This is a genomic window from Priestia sp. P5 (genome assembly GCF_029522155.1).
Lineage (GTDB): Bacteria > Bacillota > Bacilli > Bacillales > Bacillaceae_H > Priestia > Priestia megaterium_E.
The window spans coordinates 2455516-2476898 of record NZ_JAKWFJ010000001.1; the positions used below are offsets into that span (position 1 = coordinate 2455516).

General features: G+C 36.8%; 23 protein-coding genes. 5 read left to right on the top strand and 18 right to left on the bottom strand.

Annotation, left to right across the window (positions count from 1 at the left end; genetic code table 11):
* Positions 1-92: 92 nt before the first annotated feature.
* On the top strand, positions 93-599 hold the full coding sequence (locus tag MMB69_RS13195) for a PCYCGC motif-containing (lipo)protein (RefSeq protein WP_013083117.1): 507 nt from the start codon (positions 93-95) through the stop codon (positions 597-599).
* 149 nt (positions 600-748) lie between these two features.
* On the opposite strand, the gene MMB69_RS13200 is transcribed toward MMB69_RS13195, so the two are convergent.
* Complete coding sequence (locus MMB69_RS13200; protein ID WP_221783120.1) at positions 749-1726, bottom strand: ring-cleaving dioxygenase; 978 nt, start codon at positions 1724-1726, stop codon at positions 749-751.
* Between the two features lie 246 nt (positions 1727-1972).
* Complete coding sequence (locus MMB69_RS13205; protein WP_221783118.1) at positions 1973-2533, bottom strand: maltose acetyltransferase domain-containing protein; 561 nt, start codon at positions 2531-2533, stop codon at positions 1973-1975.
* Positions 2534-3132: 599 nt separating this feature from the next.
* Here MMB69_RS13205 and MMB69_RS13210 point away from each other — a divergent pair.
* Positions 3133-3669 carry a PIN domain-containing protein gene (locus MMB69_RS13210; protein WP_221783117.1) on the top strand — a complete coding sequence of 179 codons (537 nt, stop codon included), beginning with the start codon at positions 3133-3135 and terminating at the stop codon, positions 3667-3669.
* An 82-nt stretch (positions 3670-3751) separates the two neighbouring features.
* On the opposite strand, the gene MMB69_RS13215 is transcribed toward MMB69_RS13210, so the two are convergent.
* The 6 genes from MMB69_RS13215 to MMB69_RS13240 all read right to left on the bottom strand — a co-directional run bounded on the left by MMB69_RS13215 (position 3752) and on the right by MMB69_RS13240 (position 9497).
* Positions 3752-3997, bottom strand: a complete 246-nt coding sequence (locus MMB69_RS13215) for a hypothetical protein (protein ID WP_221783116.1) — start codon at positions 3995-3997, stop codon at positions 3752-3754.
* A gap of 44 nt (positions 3998-4041) precedes the next feature.
* A complete protein-coding gene (locus MMB69_RS13220; protein ID WP_221783115.1) occupies positions 4042-4935 on the bottom strand; it encodes a helix-turn-helix domain-containing protein in 894 nt (297 codons plus the stop codon).
* 142 nt (positions 4936-5077) lie between these two features.
* On the bottom strand, positions 5078-5677 hold the full coding sequence (locus MMB69_RS13225) for a hypothetical protein (protein ID WP_221783113.1): 600 nt from the start codon (positions 5675-5677) through the stop codon (positions 5078-5080).
* Positions 5678-6265: 588 nt separating this feature from the next.
* Positions 6266-6982 carry an SH3 domain-containing protein gene (locus tag MMB69_RS13230; RefSeq protein WP_221783111.1) on the bottom strand — a complete coding sequence of 239 codons (717 nt, stop codon included), beginning with the start codon at positions 6980-6982 and terminating at the stop codon, positions 6266-6268.
* 701 nt (positions 6983-7683) lie between these two features.
* Entirely contained in the window at positions 7684-8196 is a 513-nt protein-coding gene (locus tag MMB69_RS13235) for a hypothetical protein (RefSeq protein ID WP_221783109.1), read from the bottom strand.
* Positions 8197-8564: 368 nt separating this feature from the next.
* Positions 8565-9497, bottom strand: a complete 933-nt coding sequence (locus tag MMB69_RS13240; protein WP_221783107.1) for an alpha/beta hydrolase — start codon at positions 9495-9497, stop codon at positions 8565-8567.
* 200 nt (positions 9498-9697) lie between these two features.
* Between MMB69_RS13240 and MMB69_RS13245 the strand changes: the two genes are divergently transcribed.
* Entirely contained in the window at positions 9698-9973 is a 276-nt protein-coding gene (locus MMB69_RS13245) for a hypothetical protein (protein WP_025752355.1), read from the top strand.
* Positions 9974-10006: 33 nt separating this feature from the next.
* Here MMB69_RS13245 and MMB69_RS13250 read toward each other — a convergent pair whose 3' ends face one another.
* From MMB69_RS13250 to MMB69_RS13260, 3 genes are all read right to left on the bottom strand, one after another.
* On the bottom strand, positions 10007-10855 hold the full coding sequence (locus MMB69_RS13250; RefSeq protein WP_043982400.1) for a YihY/virulence factor BrkB family protein: 849 nt from the start codon (positions 10853-10855) through the stop codon (positions 10007-10009).
* A gap of 189 nt (positions 10856-11044) precedes the next feature.
* Positions 11045-11248 (bottom strand): alpha/beta-type small acid-soluble spore protein, encoded by a 204-nt coding sequence (locus MMB69_RS13255; protein ID WP_013056997.1) that lies wholly within the window; start codon positions 11246-11248, stop codon positions 11045-11047.
* Positions 11249-11374: 126 nt separating this feature from the next.
* A complete protein-coding gene (locus tag MMB69_RS13260) occupies positions 11375-12235 on the bottom strand; it encodes a dimethylarginine dimethylaminohydrolase family protein (protein WP_144645032.1) in 861 nt (286 codons plus the stop codon).
* 207 nt (positions 12236-12442) lie between these two features.
* Here MMB69_RS13260 and MMB69_RS13265 point away from each other — a divergent pair, with 207 nt between their 5' ends.
* Positions 12443-14614 (top strand): MMPL family transporter, encoded by a 2172-nt coding sequence (locus tag MMB69_RS13265; protein WP_277447859.1) that lies wholly within the window; start codon positions 12443-12445, stop codon positions 14612-14614.
* Positions 14615-14658: 44 nt separating this feature from the next.
* Here the strand turns inward: MMB69_RS13265 and MMB69_RS13270 are convergent, their stop codons facing one another.
* The gene (locus tag MMB69_RS13270; protein ID WP_013056994.1) at positions 14659-14958 is read right to left on the bottom strand and encodes a YxcD family protein; all 300 of its coding nucleotides are present in this window, start codon (positions 14956-14958) and stop codon (positions 14659-14661) included.
* Positions 14946-15401 carry a hypothetical protein gene (locus MMB69_RS13275; protein WP_013056993.1) on the bottom strand — a complete coding sequence of 152 codons (456 nt, stop codon included), beginning with the start codon at positions 15399-15401 and terminating at the stop codon, positions 14946-14948. Before MMB69_RS13275 ends, MMB69_RS13270 begins: the two co-directional genes overlap by 13 nt.
* Before the next feature lie 572 nt (positions 15402-15973).
* On the opposite strand from MMB69_RS13275, the gene MMB69_RS13280 reads away from it, so the two are divergent.
* Positions 15974-16579, top strand: coding sequence for an RraA family protein (locus MMB69_RS13280; protein WP_221783101.1), 606 nt, complete (start codon positions 15974-15976; stop codon positions 16577-16579).
* A gap of 22 nt (positions 16580-16601) precedes the next feature.
* On the opposite strand, the gene MMB69_RS13285 is transcribed toward MMB69_RS13280, so the two are convergent.
* From MMB69_RS13285 to proC, 5 genes are all read right to left on the bottom strand, one after another.
* On the bottom strand, positions 16602-16964 hold the full coding sequence (locus MMB69_RS13285; RefSeq protein WP_013056991.1) for a VOC family protein: 363 nt from the start codon (positions 16962-16964) through the stop codon (positions 16602-16604).
* A gap of 39 nt (positions 16965-17003) precedes the next feature.
* Positions 17004-17201, bottom strand: a complete 198-nt coding sequence (locus tag MMB69_RS13290) for a cold-shock protein (protein ID WP_013056990.1) — start codon at positions 17199-17201, stop codon at positions 17004-17006.
* 353 nt (positions 17202-17554) lie between these two features.
* Positions 17555-18817 (bottom strand): glutamate-5-semialdehyde dehydrogenase, encoded by a 1263-nt coding sequence (locus tag MMB69_RS13295; RefSeq protein ID WP_221783099.1) that lies wholly within the window; start codon positions 18815-18817, stop codon positions 17555-17557.
* Positions 18818-18931: 114 nt separating this feature from the next.
* Complete coding sequence (proB, locus tag MMB69_RS13300; RefSeq protein ID WP_013056988.1) at positions 18932-20038, bottom strand: glutamate 5-kinase; 1107 nt, start codon at positions 20036-20038, stop codon at positions 18932-18934.
* A gap of 87 nt (positions 20039-20125) precedes the next feature.
* A complete protein-coding gene (gene proC, locus MMB69_RS13305) occupies positions 20126-20968 on the bottom strand; it encodes a pyrroline-5-carboxylate reductase (RefSeq protein WP_013056987.1) in 843 nt (280 codons plus the stop codon).
* Positions 20969-21383: the final 415 nt, after the last annotated feature.

Below are 21383 nucleotides of genomic sequence, written 5' to 3' on the forward strand. Positions count from 1 at the left end.
ATAAACAAGCAGGTATTTGATTATCTACATAGATAAACTGCCGTGTATGATGCAACTATCATTTATTTTTACATGAAAGGATGTTAATTATATTGAAAAAATCAATTATTTTGTTGGGGATTCTCGCTACAAGTATTGGATTATCCGCTTGTTCAAATAATACAACAACTTCTTCTGCTACAAACTCTTCTGCACATTCAGGTCATGAACATCATAAAGCTGCAGTTGCTGATATTCGCGAAGAGACTCCAGGAGCAGATGTTTTACCACAGTTTTTGAAGAACCAGCCTAAAGATATGAAACTAGTTTATCTATCCGTTGCTAAAAATCGTGAACTACTTGAAAAAATCCCTTGCTACTGCGGATGTGGCATGGAAGCGAATCACAAAAACAGCTATGACTGCTTTATTTTTAAAAACAAAAGAAATGGAGCAGTTGTCTGGGATGATCATGGAACAAAATGCGGATTGTGTATAGAAATTGCAGCTAAAGCTATGCTCGACTATAACCGAGGCAAATCAATAAAAGATATCCGCAAAGACATCGATGAAAAATATAAAGAAGGCTATGCACAACCCACTCCTACTCCTTCCTTGTAGAACATTGGCAGTTTCAAGTAAACATTCGCGACAGGTATATATATAAGTAGAAAATATCAAAAACACGTTCTTTTTTAGCGTTTTGAAAGCTGATTCATCTTTGAAACAGCAAAAAACACTCAAATAGCTATTTGAGTGTTTTTTGTGTACTATTCTTTCATAAACTCTTTTGTACTTCTTACTGTATCAATCGGACGCACGAGCTTCTCAATTTCTGCACGTTTCGGCTCTAAAAACGGAGGCAGTGATAATTTTTCTCCGAGCGTTTCGTAAGGTTCATCTCCCATAAATCCTGGTCCATCTGTCGCAAATTCAAATAAAATTTGCGGAGCCACTCTTGCATACAACGATTCAAAGAAGTGACGATTCACATAACCAGACGTATGGAAACCGAAGCTTGGCATTCGGTTAATCCACTCTTCAAGAGCCTGTCGATTTTCTACGCGAAAAGCAACGTGATGAATCGTTCCAAATCCTTGCTGAGCCTGCGGAAATTTTTCATTATGTTCAACTACTACTTGCGCCCCGTTTCCTCCTTCTCCTACTTCGAATAGGTGAAGATCTCCTTCTTGAGCAATCTCTTTAAATAAAAGGACTTTTTCCATCATTTCTTTAAAGTAATTAAACTCGGCGATACGAATAAAGATAGGACCAAGTCCCGTAATAGCGTATTGAAGAGGTACAGGGCCTTTTTGCCAAGGAGTGCCTGATTCAACTCCTTGATTTCCTTCATCAGAAATTAACTGATACTGCTGATCATCAAAATCAACAAACGAAAGCGTCTTTTTCCCAAATAGCTCTTGAATCCCCGTATGCTTTACTTCTAAGCGATCAAAGCGCTTTATCCAATAGTCTAAAGCCGCATCATTTGGAACGCGGAAAGATGTTTTTGAAATTTCATTTGTTCCGTGAAAACCTTTCGGGATGCCTGGAAAATCAAAAAAAGTCATGTCCGTTCCGGCGCTTCCTTTATCATCTGCAAAAAACAAATGATACGTTTGAATATCATCTTGATTGACCGTTTTTTTGACTAAGCGCATGCCTAACACATAGGTGAAAAATTCATAATTCTTTTCTGCACTGCTTGTAATAGCGGTTACGTGGTGTATTCCTTTTAAGTGATTCATTCTACATTCCTCCGGATAACTCGTCTAGTTTATCATTTATTATTTATCTTTAATTTAAATATCTTTAATTAAAGATAATATACCATGATTAATTTTCCTTTGTCAATAAAGTATGGATGATCCGGGAAGGAAATATGTAGATTTTTACATTTTATCGAAACATTATAAATGAGGACGAGCCAAATCAGCAATAAAACATTGTATAACCAAAGAGCTTTTACAATGCAAAAGCTCTTTGGTTATTCTTTAATTTTCAATATGCTTGATTATAACTGCTGGATTGCCTCCGACTACCACGTTATCAGGAACATCTTTTGTCACAACGGCACCCGAAGCAATTACCGCATTGTTGCCTATTTTCACTCCAGGATTAATAACGGCTCTTCCCCCAATCCAGACGTTATTTCCTATTTCTACGCGCTTTCCAAACTCAGCTCCTGAAATTCTTTCAAGGGCATGTAAAGGATGAGTTGCTGTATAGATATGTACACCTGGTGCAAGAAAACAATTATCTCCTATTCTTATTTCACATACATCTAAAAGTACGCAATCAAAGTTAGCATAAAAATTTTCTCCAACATGAATGTTAGAACCGTAGTCACAGCGGAAAGTAGGCTCAATGCAAAGAGCACTTCCCGTAGAACCAAACAGTTCTTTTAATAAGTTTGTACGTATTTCTTCTTCCCTTTCTGTTGTTTGGTTATAAAGCCTTGTTAATCTTCGAGCGTTTTCACGTTCTTTTATTAATTGCGGATCAGCGGAAAAATATAATTCTCCATCCAGCATTTTTTGTTTTTCTGTTTTCATTTTGCATCCCCTTTTTTGTAGTTCCTTCTCTAACCTATACTGATTTATTTCTCTTACACGATATCATGTTTTTAAACCTTTGTCCGGTATTCGCTGAGATTATCACCCACGAGGCAAACATTAGTTAATTTTATAACTCCCGGAAGCTAATTTTTTGATCTTTTTATATAAAAGGAATAGTAAGAAAAAACTTCATCACATATACTATATAAATTTATATAAAAGGCAGGGATATCATGAAAGCACAGCGCTTGGTAGATGACAAAAAATCAACATACAGCAAGGAAGTTCAGAAGCACTTCAAAATAAAAATAAATGGAAAAATTCACACAAAACCCTCGCCGCAATCACCTTCCTCACCCCCTATGAATAAAAAAATCTTAAATACAAACCTCAAAATAAAGTTCTACGCACGTACGATAAAAAAGATAAAACATTAAATGGCACACAAGAAAAGCTCATAAAATCTGCAAAAACTAGATTAACTAAATATGAAAAGCTTCTATTAAGCAATCAGCTTTCAGAATCTGCGGCTCTTTACTCACCTTTTGGGTTAGAAGAGCTGGTACGAATGGCTAGTAGAGAGGAGTGAACGGTTTGTGTTGGATGAAAAAGTAATCATTGATACAAACATTTGGGCTTCACATGCGCTTAATTATCCAGAAGTTGTGGAATATATTAATGAACTTATTTCAAATAACGCGGAATTTTTAATGCCTACCGTTGTAGAAATAGAACTTCTGTCACATTGGGAAGTAGAAACAAATCCTCAAGTCCAAGCAGTAAAAAATCATTATATTTACGATATGACAGATAAGATTGTGGACGTTACAAGTGAAATTGCACAGCTAGCAGCTCAAATTCGCAGAAAAGCTAAAATAGAACCCAATAAAAAAATTAAAGGCCCAGATGCGATGATTGCCGCATCTGCTTTTATACATAATGCAAAACTGATTTCCAACAATAATAAAGATTTTGCTTGGATTACATTTAATTTCAGCTACCGGGGTCAACCATTATCTTATGTAAATCCTATTAAAGATACGATTGCTTACGCCTCTTTTATTAAAAGCTTCGAACTGCCTACTTTGACTCACACAGCAGATACCTTACAAAAAAATAAAAAGGAAACCTAATTTCTTTTTATTATTAAAATATTTCTTATCTCCCGTCGAATTTTTAAAGGGAAAATTTGATGGGTACATACTCCAATTCTTTCTATAATGAATACAGTAAAAAGCATAAAAACTTAGGCGGTGAAAAGAGTGAATTATCAATATTACCCGGAACAACCTTTAGAAGAGTATCCATATAGCTATGATTATTATTCGAATCCCCAAGAAGCTGACGAAAGATTCCCTTATGGTTATTATCCATATCCTCGCCCTCGGCCATTTTATCCTTACCCTTATCCTCGTCCCATTTATTACCATCCTCCTTACTTTTACCCTCGCCCTCGGCCATTTTACCCACACCCAGTGTATTGGAGATAAAAAAAAGAAGAGCGATCAGCTCTTCTTTTTTTTATCTTGATATTTAGACATCTCTTCTTTAATAATGGTCACAAACGCTTCATTTTGCTCAATTTCAAAAACAGTAATAGCTTTTTCGAGGTAGGCTATTCCTTCTTTAAGCTCACCAAGCTGACAGAGTGCTTCTCCAATTTGATAGTGCAGTTCTCCTAATAAATAAAGCGTCTCATGCTGAATACACAGCTCTAGTCCTGCTTGTGCATATTTAACCGACTTTTCATAACGTTCCATTTGCAAAAGCGCATGCGATAATCCATATAAAATTCGAATTTTGACAAGAGGATCTTTTAACTTAGGAAGCAAAGCAATATGCTGCAATCCTTCCATAAACGTACTGAACGCTTTTTTTAAATGACCTTCTTCTTCGTAAATAATGGCAATACTATTTAAAATAGCAATCTCTTTTTCTGAATAAAACTGTTCGCTCGTACGCGTGAACGCAATGGCTTTTTCCAATTTACGAAGCGCTTGTTCAAATTTATTTCCAATATAATAATCACATATGGCTTCGTGCCATAGGAAAAATTGTGCGTGAAAAGGATCTTGAAACATAGGATTATCTTTTTCTTTGTTCACCATATGTAACACGGTTTCATAATCGCGTTTTCGTATATAATGCCTAATGGTCGATTTAATTTCTTTTGAATAATCGTTGGGCGTTAGCTCTCCTGCTTCAAAGAAATAATTCATCGGAACCCCTAAGCGTTTCGATAAATGATAGAGAACTTCACTGCTTGCATGAATTTCACCTTGTTCAAATCGATGTAGCTCTTCTTCTGTACAAATTCCTTCTGATAACTCGACAGTTGTCATTTCCGCAATCTTTCGCAGATCTTGAATCAGCTGACCTACTTGTTTTTTATCATTCAAAAAATCACCTTACTTAAAACGTATAAACCCTGTTAAAACAACGTTCCGCTATAGTATTATAAGTCTATTGTACCATTTATATAGTTTTTTTATCAATAGTATCAAGAAAAATATTCCAAGAAAGATTCTTCTAGTTATAGGGTCATTTCAAACAATCTCCTGCTTCTTCTTTTGAAATGTATCCTTCTTGTACTCCATATAACACTTGATCACATCGCCATAGAGTAGAGCTATATCCATCGTTTTCTTCCATTTCTTGATTAATTTGTTGCTTTGTTTCGTCTGTGAAATTTTCTTCTTGTTGTTGACGAACCTCTTCTTCGTATTGATCTGGAGCAGAAATATCTTCATTTACTTCAGGTTCTTCATATTGGTCCGCATGAGATAGTTCTTCATCATTTGTTTGTTGCTGTTGACTTTGTGCTACTTGAGCTTGTTGTTTCTTTTGTTCTTCTGCTTGTTGCGCTGCGATACGTTGTTGTTCAGCAATCTTTTGTTGTCTTTGTTGCTCAGCTACTTCCGCTTGACGTTTAGCTTCCGCTTCTTCTCTTGCTTTCTGCTCTGCTAATTCTTTAGCTTTTTTTTCTTTTTCAGCTTTTACACTATACGTACGTAAATCTTTCTGTTCGTTTTGAATTTGCTGAGATTCAGACTTTTTATCTAAATCTTTGCCTTCAGACTTCCTCTTATGTGCTTCAGCTACACTTTTCTTCTCTAGTGAATCAATTTTCCTTCTCATCACTGTCACAAGCACCCATAGTCAAACTCAAAGACAATAAAGCAGTACCAATTAGCAGCTTTTTCACAGAATTCTCCCCTTTTGTTTAATTGAAGCCACAACCAGAAGTACCTTAAATTTCTTTTTATATAGCGTTACTTTAAACTGATAAACTAAGTTGGCTGATTACTTTTTCTAAGTTCATAATTAATTGGTTGGGTCTGCAACTATTGTTCATTACGTTATGGCATATTTAAGGAAGCTCAAGCTTAACCCCTACAATTTCTCTGTCACAGTACCAGTCCTTCAACGAGTAAATAATACCATAAAATAGGTTATTTTTGTTATTTTTTCAATTATATTTCTTTTTTTATTTCCCAATAAATTTCCGTTAAAATCGCCAATATTCCCCATACATTCTTCTCTATAATCCATTATCATACTTTCCATAACCTCAAGAATTTCTTTTCTTCTTTTTCAGTTTATTCTAGCATAGATAAAGCACTTAAGTTAGCTGACGTTTTGAATGTTAAAATGGATCAATTATACGAGAAAATTGAGAAGTAAAAAAGCCCAATCCAATTAAGGAAAGGACTTTTTGACTGATACTGGTTAGTCATATTTTCTACTAATATCATAAACCTTCCAGGTTGATTTAGAGTTTGCTTTTGACAAATATAAGTAAGTCCAATGATTTCCAGACTCTTCATCGAGGAGGTATTGAGAAACAACTAAATATTCTTGATTATCTTTTATGTAGTATTGAATAGTTGGTTTTTTCTTAGCATACCACTCAAAATTATCTATATTGTAACCGAATATTTCAGTTTCAATTTGATGATACAGTTGATTCCCGTACCTATCTTTTCCGCTTTTGTACATTTGCTCTTTAAAAAACTTGTCAATGTAAGTTGTCGTGAATCCCGGATTCATAATTGAATAAATCTGTTGCTTGGTATAATTTCTTTCCCAAGTTTTTCTTTGCATATTAATTACTCTGTCTGTAATGCTTTTTGCTGTGCTCTGAGACATATTATAATAAAATCTTAAGTATTTAGTTGATACATAGGCTTTCCGCTTATTATATCTAATCTCTGACCATCCCGTTTTAGTTTGAGAATAAACTGTAGTTTTTACACCATTTTTTAAAGAACCCACTTTTTTATAATTAGCTCCTGGACCGCTTCTAACAGTAAGACTCCCACTGCTAACATCCACGTATGCTGTTTTCGTTGAAGCAGCTTGAGTTGTATCTGCTTTAGAAAATGGCAAAATAACAGCAACTGCTAAAATTGCAATTAAGAAAACTTTTAACATATTAAACTTCATATAGCACCACCTATTACTTTAGTACTATTATTATAAAGTAATAAAGTCTTTTTTACTATATAAAAATGTGGCCTTTATGGTTTTATTAACTTAAATTGAAATTACTGTTAGTTTCTCCAATCCTATACCAGAACATCATATTCTGAGTCCTTTACTCTTACTCTTCCTTTGTATTAGCTTTAGTTTCAGTGTTAATAGTAAGGCTTTGCCTTATCTACTGAGCGACCTAGCGTACGAGCGGTGAAGTATTCAAGTGTTTTACCTCTGACATTATTATCACGTGAGACTGATGCTAATCACTATTAGGTATGTACTGTCTCATGTAACTTGAAGGTTATTAACACTTCACCAAAGTCTTTGAACTTTTGTATTCTTCTATCAATCTATGCATTAAACCCAGGATTTTTCAACCGCTTATATAATGTAATCCTGCTAACACCTATTTTTTTTGCTATAACCTGCCGTTCTATATGACCTCAAGTTAATGATAATAACTGTTGATTAACCAATTTAATTACACTCATATTTACACTTTCATCTACTTCCCACAAGTTAGCATGCTATATGCTATTTATGTACATCTTTACTCTCATTAAATAACTCTTCCTGTATTAAATCTTTTATCATTTAATACAGGATTTAATTTACACATGAAAACATAATAAAAAGAGTCAATCCTAAGATCAACTCTCATTACCCAATTAAATATCATCTCTTCCTGTCACTTTGAATACTGCTTTAATTTTATAAGTATCTTTCTTGCCTTTTACAGCAGCACCTTTTGTAAATGTTATATCAGTTGTATATGGTTCACGTACCTTTACAAGCTTCAAGCTATACAGTATTTGATGTGTTGTATACCCTGCTTGTGTGGATGCTGGTTTTTTAGATAAAATCTTTTGACCTGATTTTTCTAAAGAAAACGGCCACGTCACTTTAGCACTAGGTTTCAAGTCAACCAGCTCAATATTTCCTGACTTATTGAACTTATAGTAAGCATCTGTAATTAAAATTCCTGATCCTGTAGGAAAAATCCAATCAAACATATATTCATGATGAATCTTGTTAACAGTAGTATTAGATTTTTTCACTTCAAGATTGTACGTAAATGTTTTACTTTCTGTGAATGCTGCCTCCGCCTTATTTCCTGAAAAACTTCCAAATAACCCAAATGCAAAAGCGAAAACCAATAAACAACTTAGTAGTTTTTTCATACTTTATTCCTCCTTTTTTAATATAAAAAAATAAATATATTCTATGTATATAAAAACATAAAATACCAATAAATAAGAAAAAAGTCACATTTATAACAAATTAAGTTATTCTAAATAATTTTTATTTTTCCTGCTTGCTCTTACATAATTTTTTGTTGATTTAGTTTTTATTTACTAGATTTATTTTAAACAAAGAAAAAGCCACTCTAATTAGAACGGCTTCAGTAGTTATTGTTTTTCTTTAATATATTCTTTTTCCATTTTTATAATTCTCTAACTTTTTCTCCCTATCAACACAGAAAAACAGCACATCTATGTGCTGCTTCTCCCAAATTCATATAATTTACGACATTGTATATCTTTTCGCCTTAAATAGAATCAAATACTTGACGCAGTTGAGCTGCGCTTTTATTAATCGCCTGCTGAGCGAGTGGGACAAATTCATGAAATCCTAAAAACCCGTGAATCATTGTTTCATAATTTTCATAGGTGACGGGGACACCATGATTTTTTAATGCGTCCGCGTAGTCTTTTCCGCTATCTCTTAAAGGGTCATACTGTGCTGTAATAATGGTAGCGCTCGGTAGACTCGATAAATCTTCTAGTAATGCCGGAGCGTTATAGGGATGCTGTTCTTCTTCTTTATTATTTAAGTACTGAAGGCGAAACCAATCCATGAGATCTTTTGAAAGAAGGTATCCTTCAGCATTTTCTTTCATAGAGGCAGGGTGCTGATTTTTAAATCCTACAGACGGATAAATAAGCAGCTGATGAACAATGGATGGACCTTGTCTTTGTTTTGCTAAAATGCTTACAACCGCAGCAAGGTTGCCACCGGCACTGTCGCCTCCGACGGCAATTTTGTTTGAATCGATATTTAATTGAGACGCGTGAGCTGAAATCCACTCCAAGGCGTCATAGGCATCGTTTACTGCAGCGGGAAATTTACTCTCAGGAGCAAGACGGTAATCAACAGACACTACAATACAGTTCGTTTCATTTGCATACGACCTGCATATGGAGTCATGAGTATCCAGGCTTCCTAATACCCAGCCTCCTCCGTGATAATAAACAAGAGCGGGAAATGGCCCTGTTCCTTCAGGTTCATACACTCGTATAGTGAGCGTACGTTCATTTAGTTCAATGTCTTTATTATATACTTTTTTAACTGCTTCTTTGGAAGAAGTTAAAGACATCTTTTCCATTTCCCTCAGCTGTGGGGGGGTAACGTCCTCTAAAGAAGGACGGGGCATTTCATTATATTGATTTAGAAATATTTGAATATGCGGATCTAACGGCATTCTTCTTCTCTCTCCTTTCAGGGTAACTCTATATGTAATGATGAATGAAATTTCAGAAAAAATCCAATATATTGTCTTCTCGGCAGACTTTTGTTTGTTTTGATTAAAAATGGGTATAACAATTAAATAAAGAGGATGATATTCGTATATATTTTATTCTCACCTATATAAATATAAATACGTACAAAGGAGGCACACCGATGATTATTGTTTATATAAGCTTAGCTGTTGTTTTGGCATCACTCGCGTATCTTATTTACGCAGGCGTATCATTTAATAAAAAAATCAAGCCAACTGTGAACTCTGTAAATGCCACTTCTCAACATCTTCAAAATGAAACTGATCATATCAAAGAAAAAACAAATCATTTAAAAGTAACACAAGCAGCTATTAAAACCGATGTACAGTACAAAAAAGATTCGGTCAAATATACAGCCAACTCATTTAAACAGCTTGTTAATAGCTTTAAACGTTAAAAAAGGAAACCTCTATAAAGGTTTCCTTTTTTATTACATCGCCTGAGACGTATCTTTAGGAGGCGCAGCCGTTTTGTTTCGGTGATAAATAGCGTTAATCTCTCCTCCAATAACGAGAATTAACCCCGTTAAAAATAGCCAAAGCATCAGAACAATCACGCCTCCTAAGCTTCCATAAGTAGCAGAATAATTGCCAAAGTTGCTTACGTAAAATGAGAACCCTAAAGATGTCAGCTGCCATAACAGCGTAGCAGCGAGCGCTCCGGGCCATACATGGGCAAAAGGAAACGTTTTGTTTGGAGCTAATCTGTATAATACGGATAAAACAAGTACCATAATGCCGACACCGATAATCCAGCGCAGAATATTTAAAACCACTGTTGTACCTGAAGGAAGAGAAAACCATTCGCTTATCCAATTTAACAAAACCCCTCCGAACACTGGTAAAAGAAGCGATACAACAATTGTTACAATTAATCCAATTGTTAAAAGAATGGACAAGCCTCTTACTTTAATAAACGAGCGCTGTTCTTTCACGTCGTAGGCTTGGTTCATTGCACGGATAAAGGCGTTCATACCGTTTGAAGCAGACCAAATGGTTCCTAAAATCCCTACAGTCAGTAACCCGCCGTTTGGTTGGCTTACAAATTGAGCTACGTTATCTTTAAAGATTGCAGCCGTTTCTCCCGGCATAACGCTTTGAAGGACATCGATTGCCTCTTCCGGTTTAATAGATAGATACGGAACAATCGATATCAGTAAAATCAGCATAGGGAATAATGATAGCATATAATAATAGGCTTGCTCAGCCGCTAGTCCCGTTGCTTGGTCTTCTTGAATTTCTTTACCAAGACTTTTTCCAAATGATAATAGCTTTTTCATGGTAAACCTCTACTTTCTCTTTTTTTGTTCTTTTCCCATTTTATGCACTTTTCAACCTTGAAAGTGGAGAATTTCAAGCGAAATCTCAAATCAAACGACCAAGAGAAAGTAGAATGATGTTTTCTACACAAAAAAAGTTCCAGCTCAAAAGAGCCAGAACTTTTCATCAGAGTGTTTATGTAGAGCAGACTAGCGAATGTGTCCTTGTGCACCACTTAATTGCTGTTGCGCCATTGCAACAAGATGCTTCGTCATTTCTCCACCAACAGAACCATTTGCACGAGCCGTTTGTTCAGCACCAAGCTGAACGTTAAGTCTTCCCGCGATTTCCGTTTTTAACTGATCAAGAAGCTGTTCAGCACCTTGAACTAAAATAGGATTACGATTTGCCATGTTTATCACTCCTTTCCTTCAACAGCTTATATAGGTTAATGTTCCTTTCACTTGAAATTTTATACAACATCCCTCAAAAAAAAGATCCCTGGCTATCGCCAAGATCTTTTTTTCTTTTTAAGCTTTTTACACTCGTTCAAGAGGCATAGTGCAGCAGCGGAAAGAACCGCCGGACTTAATAATTTCAGATATATCAACTTCAATCACTTTATAGCCTCGTTTCCTTAACTCTTCATTCACTTCTGTATTCATTGGCAGGCTGATCACCCGTTGATTACCGATGGATAATACATTGGTTCCCATCGTAAACTGCTCTTCTTTTGTTACTTCAATTAAGTCATATTTCATGCGAAGTAAATTTAATTCTTTCTCATGTAAAGCAGGTGAAAATACAAGCGCTTCTGTAGGTGATAAAATATTTAACACACAATCAAGATGAAGATAAGACCGATCAATAGGAATCGGAACAACCTCATACGCTGGAAGCAGCTCTTGGATATGCTCCACGCCTTCTTTACTTGTACGGTCGCTGAGCGCAATAAAAATAGCTTGTCCATCAATCAGCACATCTCCACCTTCAATGGGATGATCCGGTACCTGATGGAAAGGAATACCTTGCTGCTGCAGCCAATCGGCTAGCACTTGTTCTTCTCCACTTCGAATTTCGCTGCCCATTTTCGTGACAATAACGGTATCTCCGAGCGTATAGCCAATATCCCGCGTAAATACTTGTTCTGGAAATGGCTCTTGTGCAGATAGCCCGATGACTTCAACCCCTTCTTTTTGAAGGCATTCGACAAATTGACGGTGCTGCTTTGAAGCCAAGCTCTCATCAATGTTTTCGTCCGCATAATGCTTTTGTGTTTCATTAATAATTTCTTCAATTTTCATATATGTAGGTGGGCAAACGACCACACGTTTTAATGTATCATACTCATTTTTACACCCATAACTATTCGTCATTTTAGCTGGCTGTTTCATTTGCATCTTTTTAAATCCCCCTTCGTGCATTTATGTACAGTGTTCCCTAAATCTCCTGAAACATAAACACGATTTTACTGAGGAAACACCCCTGCGCATCTATCTAAAAAGCTTTTTCAGGCAAGAAAAACAAAAAAACACAATACTTCTTCTAATTACAATAACTGTTAGTATAAAATAGTCTAGTAACTGTACAAAAAATTGGAGGTTAATATGAATAAAGTAGCGAACGCATTATATGCGGGCAGAAAAATTTTATTAATACTGTGGATCATCCTAATTGTCGGATTTGGCTTTTATGCGGCTAAGCTTCCTTCTGTGCTGGGAGGAAACGGATTTGAAATGAAAGGAATGTATAAAGATACCGAGCAGCTTTTAGTTAATAAATTTGATGTTAGCGAAGCTCAGATCATCGTTTTGTTTGAAAAAAAAGACGGAGTTTCTGACTCGAAATTCCAGCAAACGATCGCTCAGTATATGCAAAAAGCAAAGGACAAATCAGACGCGTCGAAAGTTGACATACCAACGGCTTCTAACAAGATGATAAAAGGAAGCACAGCGTATGGAATTATCCACTTTAATCACGATGATGGAATGATGGATAAACGAGTGGAAAAGATCAGAACTCTTTCAGCTGATGAAAAAGAAGTTAGTGTAAAATTAACCGGTGGTCCTATTATTGAAAAAGATATGAATACAGCAAGCCAAGCAGATTTAGCAAAAGCAGAAGCCATCGGTATTCCTGTTGCTTTAGTTGTGCTTCTTCTAGCTTTTGGCAGCGTGGTAGCCGCTGCAATTCCTCTCATGATAGGAATTGTAACCGTTGTCACCACCATGGGCGTTGTCTATTTCTTTCATCCGTACACAGAGCTGTCCATCTTTATTTTAAATGTGATTCCAATGATTGGATTAGCTCTTAGTATTGACTTTGCCCTTTTATTTATTAATCGCTTTAAAGAAGAAATTCAAACAAAATCGATAGAAAAAGCAATCAAAATCACCATTCAAACAGCGGGACGCTCGGTCATCTTCTCAGGATTATGCGTATTTATTGGATTAGCGGGAATGCTGTTTATTCAAGTCGATATTTTTCAAAACGTCGCTCTTGGAGGAATGGCTGTTGTTTTTATTGCTGTGTTTTCAGCTCTTACGCTGCTTCCTTCCATACTTGCTATATTAGGTACACGCATTAATCGTTTACGCATCTTAAAAGTCAGTGAACAAGGCGGTCAGTCTAGATGGCGTTCATTCGCTACATTTGTCATGAAAAAGCCTGTAACTATGACGATTGTTTCTCTTATCATTCTGTTAGTAGCACTTATTCCCGTTCGAGACATGCATCTAGAAATACCGTCTTCAGAAGCGCTGCCAACAAAATACGAGTCTCGTCAAGCTTTTGACACGTATAACGATACGTTTATAAATAAAAACACGGCAGACGTTTATTTTGTGCTAGAAGCTAAGCAAGATATGCTGAATGAAAAGCCTTTAACAAATGCCTTTACTTTTATAAAACAATTAAAGGGAGATTCGTTAGTTAAGCAAGTCGATTCTATTTCTACCGCTTTAAATGTAAAATCGAGTGATCAGCTTCAAGCTATGCTGGAAAACCCGCAGATAAGTGCGCAGACAAAGCCATCTGTAGATTCGTTCATTAACGGACATTATATGCTTATAAAAGCTACGCTAGATACAGACCAAAATTCAGATCAAGCAAAAGATTTTGTTCGAAAATGGAAAGAGAAACATTCACCGCTCACCGTTCATATTGGCGGCTATCCAAAATTTGAACAAGAAATATTCGATGAAATTTATGAAAAAGCTCCATATGGTTTGGCTCTTGTTTTATTTTCAACGTATGTCATTTTAATGATTGCTTTTCGTTCTGTCCTCATTCCTTTAAAGGCTATCATTATGAATATTTTAAGCCTAACAGCTACGTTTGGTTTACTTGTATGGCTGTTTCAAAATGGACATTTAGGTCTTACCGAATCTAATATTGCTTTAGTGCTGCCGGTCTTTGTTTTCGGTCTTGTATTTGGGCTTAGCATGGACTACGAAGTCTTTTTGATTTCGCGCATTCACGAAGTGTATCATCAAACCCACGATAATAATGTGGCAACGGTAGAAGGCTTAGCTTCCACTAGTAAAATCATCACAAGCGCTGCTTTAATCATGATTGTCATTACAGGAGCCTTTGCTTTTACAGACGTAACGCCTGTTAAACAAATGGGTGTAGGAATTGCCTTAGCTATATTTATCGATGCAACGATTGTCAGAATGCTTCTTGTCCCTTCTCTTATGAAATTGCTTGGAGATGCCAACTGGTGGTTTTTCACTAAAAAACGCGATAAGTCCAGTTCCAACGAACAGTTAAAATCATAATAAAAAAAACCGCTCAAGTGAGCGGGTTTTTTATTATGATTTCTTTATCGACTTAATTTTGCAAAAGCGATAATGCCTTCTTCATCGTCTAATTCCAGTTCTAGTCCTGCTGCGTATGGATCTACGTTCATTTCCGTATCCAGCCAAAAGCGCAGCGCTTCAATAATGTTCAAAGTAATATGAACCTGCTTACGATCATGCACGTATGACTCTGCTGAAAAACCGTAGTCATCATCATACATTAGCTCAATCTCTACTTCTTGAGGCTGAACTTGTTTTTTTTCTGCAATATATAGGCACATCGCATTGATAATATCTTGTTCAGAAATTTTTATTGTCTCCAAGATTTCACTTCCTCATTTTTACGCTTGTTGCTACGTACGCTTTGGAATAACTTTACTACAAGAAGAATTAAAGCGACAATCACAAGCATGTTTACCATAAAGCCTAAAATTGGGCCTAATGGTCCTAAGCTAGATAGCAAGCTTCCAAATAATAAGCCCGCAATTCCTCCCATTAAAAGACCTTTCATTAAGCCGCCGCGCTTTGAGCTAGCCGCTGTACTTTTAGATGATGAGTTTTTAGACGTATTGTTTTGCTTAACTGAATTACTGTTATTGTTTTTAAATAAGCTTGATTGGTTATTGCTTCCGCTGTCAAAAGAGCGCTTTCCTGATTTATACCCTTTTGCGCTTGCTACGTTTGAACCGTCATGAATAAGCGATCCACCGACTGGTGAAAACACAACCGCTAATGCGATAAATGCGGCCAATAATTTTTTTACCATTGCTTTCCCTCCACTAAATGACTAACGTCACATATGTTTTTTCATATATGATTTCCATATATGTTCCTACGTTTCATCATACCAAAAGGTTTCACTTTTTTATATAAAAATGCATAAAGCTCCATCAAATGTTCACAGGATTAAACATTTGCACGTATTTCTTGTGTATATAAGACCATTCAAGTATAAAACAGAGACCTTCATAAAACTAACAAAGGTCCTTCATCTTCATTAAGTGCAGCTTATTTTACACTTTTCCAAAAATATTATCTAAAGTAACTTTTGTAGAGTTCTTTGGTTTTTCTACTTCTTTAATAATGTATTTATAGGCTATAGGCTACCTTCGCCTTTATTACTAATTAAAGGATATAGGTGCTTATATGACGAATACCATACGAGAAACAGCGCCTCAAAGGTATAGTACAATGCATTTAAAATTGGCTCTGAAAGCTTCTAATACTGCATGTTTGCAGTTGATGGTCAATATTTCACGGTATCTACTTGCCCTTTCATAAATAAGAGCTTTCTCTTATATGAATATAGATAGAATATAATTAAAAAGGAGAGATACGATGTTGAATGAACAGCTCCCATTATCAACAGCCAATTTATCAGATGCAATGGAAGGTGCAAACCACTTAGACTTTTCTATTAAGCCATTGCAGCGTCATTACAAACTATTTGGGCCGGCTCTTACTGTAGATACGCCTGCTGGCAATAATTACTCAGTGCTTGAAGCGATTCGACTAGCGGAGCCCGGAAGCGTGCTCGTCATTGATGGAAAAAGCTACTGTAACCGTGCCTTAGCGGGAGATTTCGTAGTGGCCATGGCAAAGCTTGTTGGAATAAGCGGTATTGTACTAGATGGTGTTATACGAGATCAGGAAGACATTGAAAAGCTCAATTTCCCTGTGTTTTGTAAGGGCTCTACGATCGCAGCAAGCAGCAAAAAAGAAAAAGGAAAGGTAAACAAGATCATTTCCTGCGGGGGCGTGAAGATCCGTCCTGGGGATTTTATTGCAGGTGACGACGGTGGAGTCATTGTCATTCCCAAGGAGGAAGTCGAAGAAGTATTAGCAAAAGCACGAGAAAAGTGGCAAAAAGATAAAGACAGAGAAAATGAAGTATTAGTTAGCAAAGAAACGGTATATACGTATTTAGATAACGCCCTAAAATAAAAGACCTCCGCTTGGAGGTCTTTTATTTGTCATATTGTAAAAATTCTAATCGATTTCCGAACGGGTCATGGACAAAAAAACGCTCTCTCCCTGCAATAGGCTCTTCTTCAGAAAGAACGCAGCCCGAATGTGCCAACTTACGTCTAAGCGTCTTGATATCTTCCACGACAAAAGCTGGATGCGCTTTTTTAGCAGGTATGTAGTCATCTTGAATACTGATATGCACTTCTTGAGTTCCACATTGAAACCATATGCCGCCTCTGTGCCTTAAATTTTCCGGCTTAAGAACAGTTTTCATTCCTAAAAGATTTTCATAAAAATTTCTTGCTTCTTGCTCGCATCCTTCTGGACCAAGAAGCTGAACATGATCAATTCCTAGAAACATCCACGAACCCCTTTCAAAAAACGTCTTCCTAAAAGTTTATTAATCAATGACTCTAGGATTATGAATAACCTGCAGTTCTTTTACAGCTTGCTTCATTTCGCTTTTGCAAATTGGACAAGTTGGCTGATCTCCGCTTTTAAAGTTATCTCGAACCCAACAATTACACGTATCTGATGTACATTCCCAAACTTTTGTTTCTTCAATAACAGCCGGCTCTAAATTTTTACGATTATACATACACATCGTCTCCTTTAAACAGTACTTTTTAAGTGGATAATAAATGAAGATTAACTTAGCGTGTAAATGTGGTAAATGGTGCAAGATAAAGTGATACTATACATCCGTAAATCAATCTTTGAGGAATACATACGGCGTCTTGAAAGACTAAAATAAAAATGAAGTTATAGCAAAGCAGATAGCAGTTGCTTTTCTTAAAACAACGGGATAGTCTGAAAAGAACAAAAATGAAGATCACAAAAATTATATATTTTACTATTATAACAGAGTTTATAATTTTTTACAAATCAGCTTCCATTTACTTGTCTTTTCAAAAAAAAAGCGAGCACATGATTAGGCTCGCTTTTCATTTCTTATCGAGTTTGTCCGTTTCCACTCATAATATATTTAATTGTCGTAAGCGCAGGAAGTCCCATTGGACCGCGTGCATGAAGCTTTTGAGTTGAAATCCCAATTTCAGCTCCAAATCCTAAAGCTCCTCCGTCAGTAAAACGCGTAGATGCATTATGATACAGTGCGGCTGCATCCACTAAAGACATAAAGCGTGAAACGGCTTGTTTATCTTCTGAAATGATGGCTTCAGAGTGTTTTGTTCCATATGTTTCGATATGGTCAATCGCTTCATCCACACTCTCTACTACTTTCATCGCGATCGCTAAGCGCAAATACTCTTCAGCCCAGTCTTTTTCAGCCGCTGGTTTTGCTCCAGGAATTTCACCTACTGTCGCTTTGTCACCATATACTTCAATATTATGATCATTGAATGCTTGAATCAATTCATCTTTATGAGAATCGAGCCAGTTCTTGTGTACAAGAACCGTTTCTGCTGCGTTACACACCGCTGGTCGATCTGTTTTTGCATTAATCAAAATCGGAATGGCCTTCTTAACGTCAGCTTGTTCATCGATATAAATATGGCAGTTTCCCACTCCCGTTTCTAACACAGGAACCGTTGCGTTATTGACGACCGCTTGAATCAACGAAGCCCCTCCGCGCGGAATTAGCACGTCAATATGCTCTTTCATTGTAAATAATTCTTGCGTAGCCGCACGATCTGTACTTGAAATAAACTGTACCGCTTCTTTAGGAATTGGCGTTTCATCAAGAGCTTTATGAATAATATCCACAATAGCTTGGTTAGATGAAATAGCTGAAGAGCCGCCTTTTAACACAATGGCATTTCCAGATTTCAACGCTAGCCCTGTTGCATCTACCGTTACGTTTGGACGTGCTTCATAAATCATTCCGATAACGCCAAGAGGCACGCGTACTTGCTTGACATCTAGACCGTTATCCAATGTCCAGCTTGATAAAATATCTCCTGTTGGATCATCTAACTCAGCAACTTCACGAAGGCCGTTTGCAAATTCTTTTACACGTTCCGCTGAAAGAGCAAGGCGATCCATCAGCGCTTCGTCAAACCCTTTTTCCTTACCGTTTTTTAAATCTACTTCATTTGCTTTTAAAATATACTCCGTGTTGTTTTCAAGTGTAGAGGCAATCGTTAACAGCGCATCGTTTTTTTGCTCTGTTGTTAGTAAACTTAATTGTTTAGCTGCTTTTTTTGCTGAAATAGCTTGTTCTTCTACTGAATACTTTTCATTTGTTTGTAACACCAAATCACTCCTGGATTCGTTTTAGTTTTGTTTGATTTTAAAGTTTGAGGCATAAGAGGTAAATGCAATCATGCAAAGAAAAGGAAGGGCTCCTTTTCTTTACAGCATGTTTGCTTACAAACCGACCGGTACTGGAATTTCTAAGTGACACACTAGACCTTCGCTGTCTACAATCGGTTGATCAATTGGCTCATTCAGTGCAAGTTCATCAGATGAATAATTTGTCACGCCAAGAGCCAGCTCATTTTCGTCTTTATCTAGAATACGTACAACTGCTCGTTCACTAAAGTGGCCTTTAATATATTTAACGTGCTCGCGAAGTAAAGGCTCTTTATCTTCAATAATTGCACGTTTCGCGGCATCTTCGACTACTATTTCCCCTTCAGGACCAGAGTTAAACGCAATCCACTGCTTTTTCTGATTAAGGTTCGCAGAATCATCTTCAGATTCAAAATACGTTCCTGTTGCATCTCCGTCAACCGCTTGTGTTAAGATGTTTGGCACGCCGGCTCTTCCTAAAAATGCTGGAATTCCTGATGCCATAGCGATTTTGAACGCGTCAATTTTCGAGCGCATACCGCCTGTTCCAACTGAACTTCCTGAATCTCCTGCAGATTCTTCGATTTCTTGCGTGATTTCCCCTACGTGAGGAACTAATTTTGCATTTGGATCCTGTCGAGGGTCCGCGCTGTATAAGCCATCGATATCCGATAAAATAATAAGCAGGTCGGAATCCACTAGTCCAGCAACTTTAGCTGAAAGTGTATCATTATCGCCAAATTTTAATCGATTGATGGTTACCGTGTCGTTTTCATTGACAATTGGCACAATGCCGCGTTCTAACAGCACGTTAATTGTATTTCGTGCATTGTTGTAACGATTTTCGTCTGAAAAATCGTCTCTTGTAATTAAGATTTGAGAAGCAACGTATCCATGTGATAGAAACAATTCTGAATAAGCCTCCATTAACAGTCCTTGACCGATTGAGGCAGCTGCTTGTTTTTCAGGTAAAGAGCTAGGTCGCTCTAAGCAGCCAAGCTTGCGGTATCCTGCAGCTACAGCTCCTGATGAAACCAACAGCACTTCATGACCGCTGTCTTTTAAGTCTACGACTTGATCCACAAGGCGCTCGAGCTTCCGTCTGCTGATTTCACCGTGTGAACTTGTTAATGAACTACTTCCAATTTTAATTACAACCCGCTTCTTATTGTCGGGACTCATCAAATCACTCCTAGTGTGTTCTGTATGTTTTCTTGTTTATGATTATTTTTTTGTTGTGAGGAATTCACGAAGAAGATAAGTGACGAATTAATTAGTACTTGCCACTTTTTGTAGTTGAGCACTCATTTCTTTTGAACGCTTTGATGCTCCTTTAACTGCTTGCATCATTGCTTCTCCGCCGCCGTGTTTAGCTAAGGCGTCTAAACCAGCTGCTGTTGTACCGTTTGGAGACGTCACATTTTCACGAAGCTCCGTCGGCGTTTCATCTCTTTCCATCATCATTCTTGCTGCACCGTAAATGGTTTGGGCGCCAATTTCACGTGCTAGCTCAGGATCAAGACCTTCTTCTTTAGCTGCTTTTTCGATATGCTCCATAAGGAAATAAAAATAAGCGGGTCCACTTCCGGCAATTCCTGTGAAAATGTCCATTTGAGGCTCATCAATCACGTACACTTTTCCAATTGCAGAAAGCAGCTCTTTTGCTGTTAGCACAGCATCCATTGCAGCATATTGACCTGGAGATATGGCCGTTGCTGATTGCTGAATCATACTTGATGTATTAGGCATCACTCGAATGACCTGCTGTTCATCATGCAATAACTCTTCCATGTAAGAAGACGAAATCCCTGCAAGAACAGATAGGACAAGCTGGTCTTTGTTGATTTGAGGCTTTAATTCGTTTAATGCCTCTTCAGCGCCTTTTGGCTTCATCGCTAGAATAAAAACGTCAATGTCATCTGTTTTCAGCTCGCTTCGCTTTACTGCTGTGATACCATATCTATTTTCAAGTTCGTGCAGTCGCGCATCATTGCTGCGATTTGTTACGATAATATTTTCAGCAGGTAATTTCTTTGCATTGACCATACCAGAAATCATCGCTTCTGCCATTGATCCAGCACCTAAAAAAGCAACTTTTTGTTTTTGATCCATCAAATCTCCCCTGTCATTTGTTCGTATTTTTGTTCTCGTTTCTTTCAACGGTTCCTATAGTAACATGCTGAAAAAGAGTGTCAAGTTGAATTTAACCGTTTTTTTCCTCCTTGAGCGTATAACCTTATGCGTATGTAAGCGTAAACAAAACTTTTTTAAATATTTTTTTCTGCAAAAAAAACCGATTTTTTTTATAAAAATACGTTTATATAAAGAAAATCCGGGCATACTATATAGTTTGGACTTTAAATTTTTTTGCGAAAAATAGAGGAATTTTGAAAACGTTATTTGAACAATATAATAGGTTTGCTAAAATGAACCTATGTACCAGCATCTTGGTTTTTTTGGAAAATTTACTTTTGATGTAAACCACGCTGTGCTGTCGACATTAAAATAAACAAAACGACATACAATC

Coding starts and splice junctions, on each gene's coding strand:
- MMB69_RS13200 (WP_221783120.1), bottom strand. CDS start 1,726: ATGAATCACTTAAAAGGAATACACCACGTAACCGCTATTACAAGCAGT.
- MMB69_RS13205 (WP_221783118.1), bottom strand. CDS start 2,533: ATGAAAACAGAAAAACAAAAAATGCTGGATGGAGAATTATATTTTTCC.
- MMB69_RS13215 (WP_221783116.1), bottom strand. CDS start 3,997: ATGGCCGAGGGCGAGGGTAAAAGTAAGGAGGATGGTAATAAATGGGAC.
- MMB69_RS13230 (WP_221783111.1), bottom strand. CDS start 6,982: ATGAAGTTTAATATGTTAAAAGTTTTCTTAATTGCAATTTTAGCAGTT.
- MMB69_RS13235 (WP_221783109.1), bottom strand. CDS start 8,196: ATGAAAAAACTACTAAGTTGTTTATTGGTTTTCGCTTTTGCATTTGGG.
- MMB69_RS13240 (WP_221783107.1), bottom strand. CDS start 9,497: ATGCCGTTAGATCCGCATATTCAAATATTTCTAAATCAATATAATGAA.
- MMB69_RS13245 (WP_025752355.1), top strand. CDS start 9,698: ATGATTATTGTTTATATAAGCTTAGCTGTTGTTTTGGCATCACTCGCG.
- MMB69_RS13250 (WP_043982400.1), bottom strand. CDS start 10,855: ATGAAAAAGCTATTATCATTTGGAAAAAGTCTTGGTAAAGAAATTCAA.
- MMB69_RS13255 (WP_013056997.1), bottom strand. CDS start 11,248: ATGGCAAATCGTAATCCTATTTTAGTTCAAGGTGCTGAACAGCTTCTT.
- MMB69_RS13260 (WP_144645032.1), bottom strand. CDS start 12,235: ATGCAAATGAAACAGCCAGCTAAAATGACGAATAGTTATGGGTGTAAA.
- MMB69_RS13265 (WP_277447859.1), top strand. CDS start 12,443: ATGAATAAAGTAGCGAACGCATTATATGCGGGCAGAAAAATTTTATTA.
- MMB69_RS13275 (WP_013056993.1), bottom strand. CDS start 15,401: ATGGTAAAAAAATTATTGGCCGCATTTATCGCATTAGCGGTTGTGTTT.
- MMB69_RS13280 (WP_221783101.1), top strand. CDS start 15,974: ATGTTGAATGAACAGCTCCCATTATCAACAGCCAATTTATCAGATGCA.
- MMB69_RS13285 (WP_013056991.1), bottom strand. CDS start 16,964: ATGTTTCTAGGAATTGATCATGTTCAGCTTCTTGGTCCAGAAGGATGC.
- MMB69_RS13290 (WP_013056990.1), bottom strand. CDS start 17,201: ATGTATAATCGTAAAAATTTAGAGCCGGCTGTTATTGAAGAAACAAAA.
- proB (WP_013056988.1), bottom strand. CDS start 20,038: ATGAGTCCCGACAATAAGAAGCGGGTTGTAATTAAAATTGGAAGTAGT.
- proC (WP_013056987.1), bottom strand. CDS start 20,968: ATGGATCAAAAACAAAAAGTTGCTTTTTTAGGTGCTGGATCAATGGCA.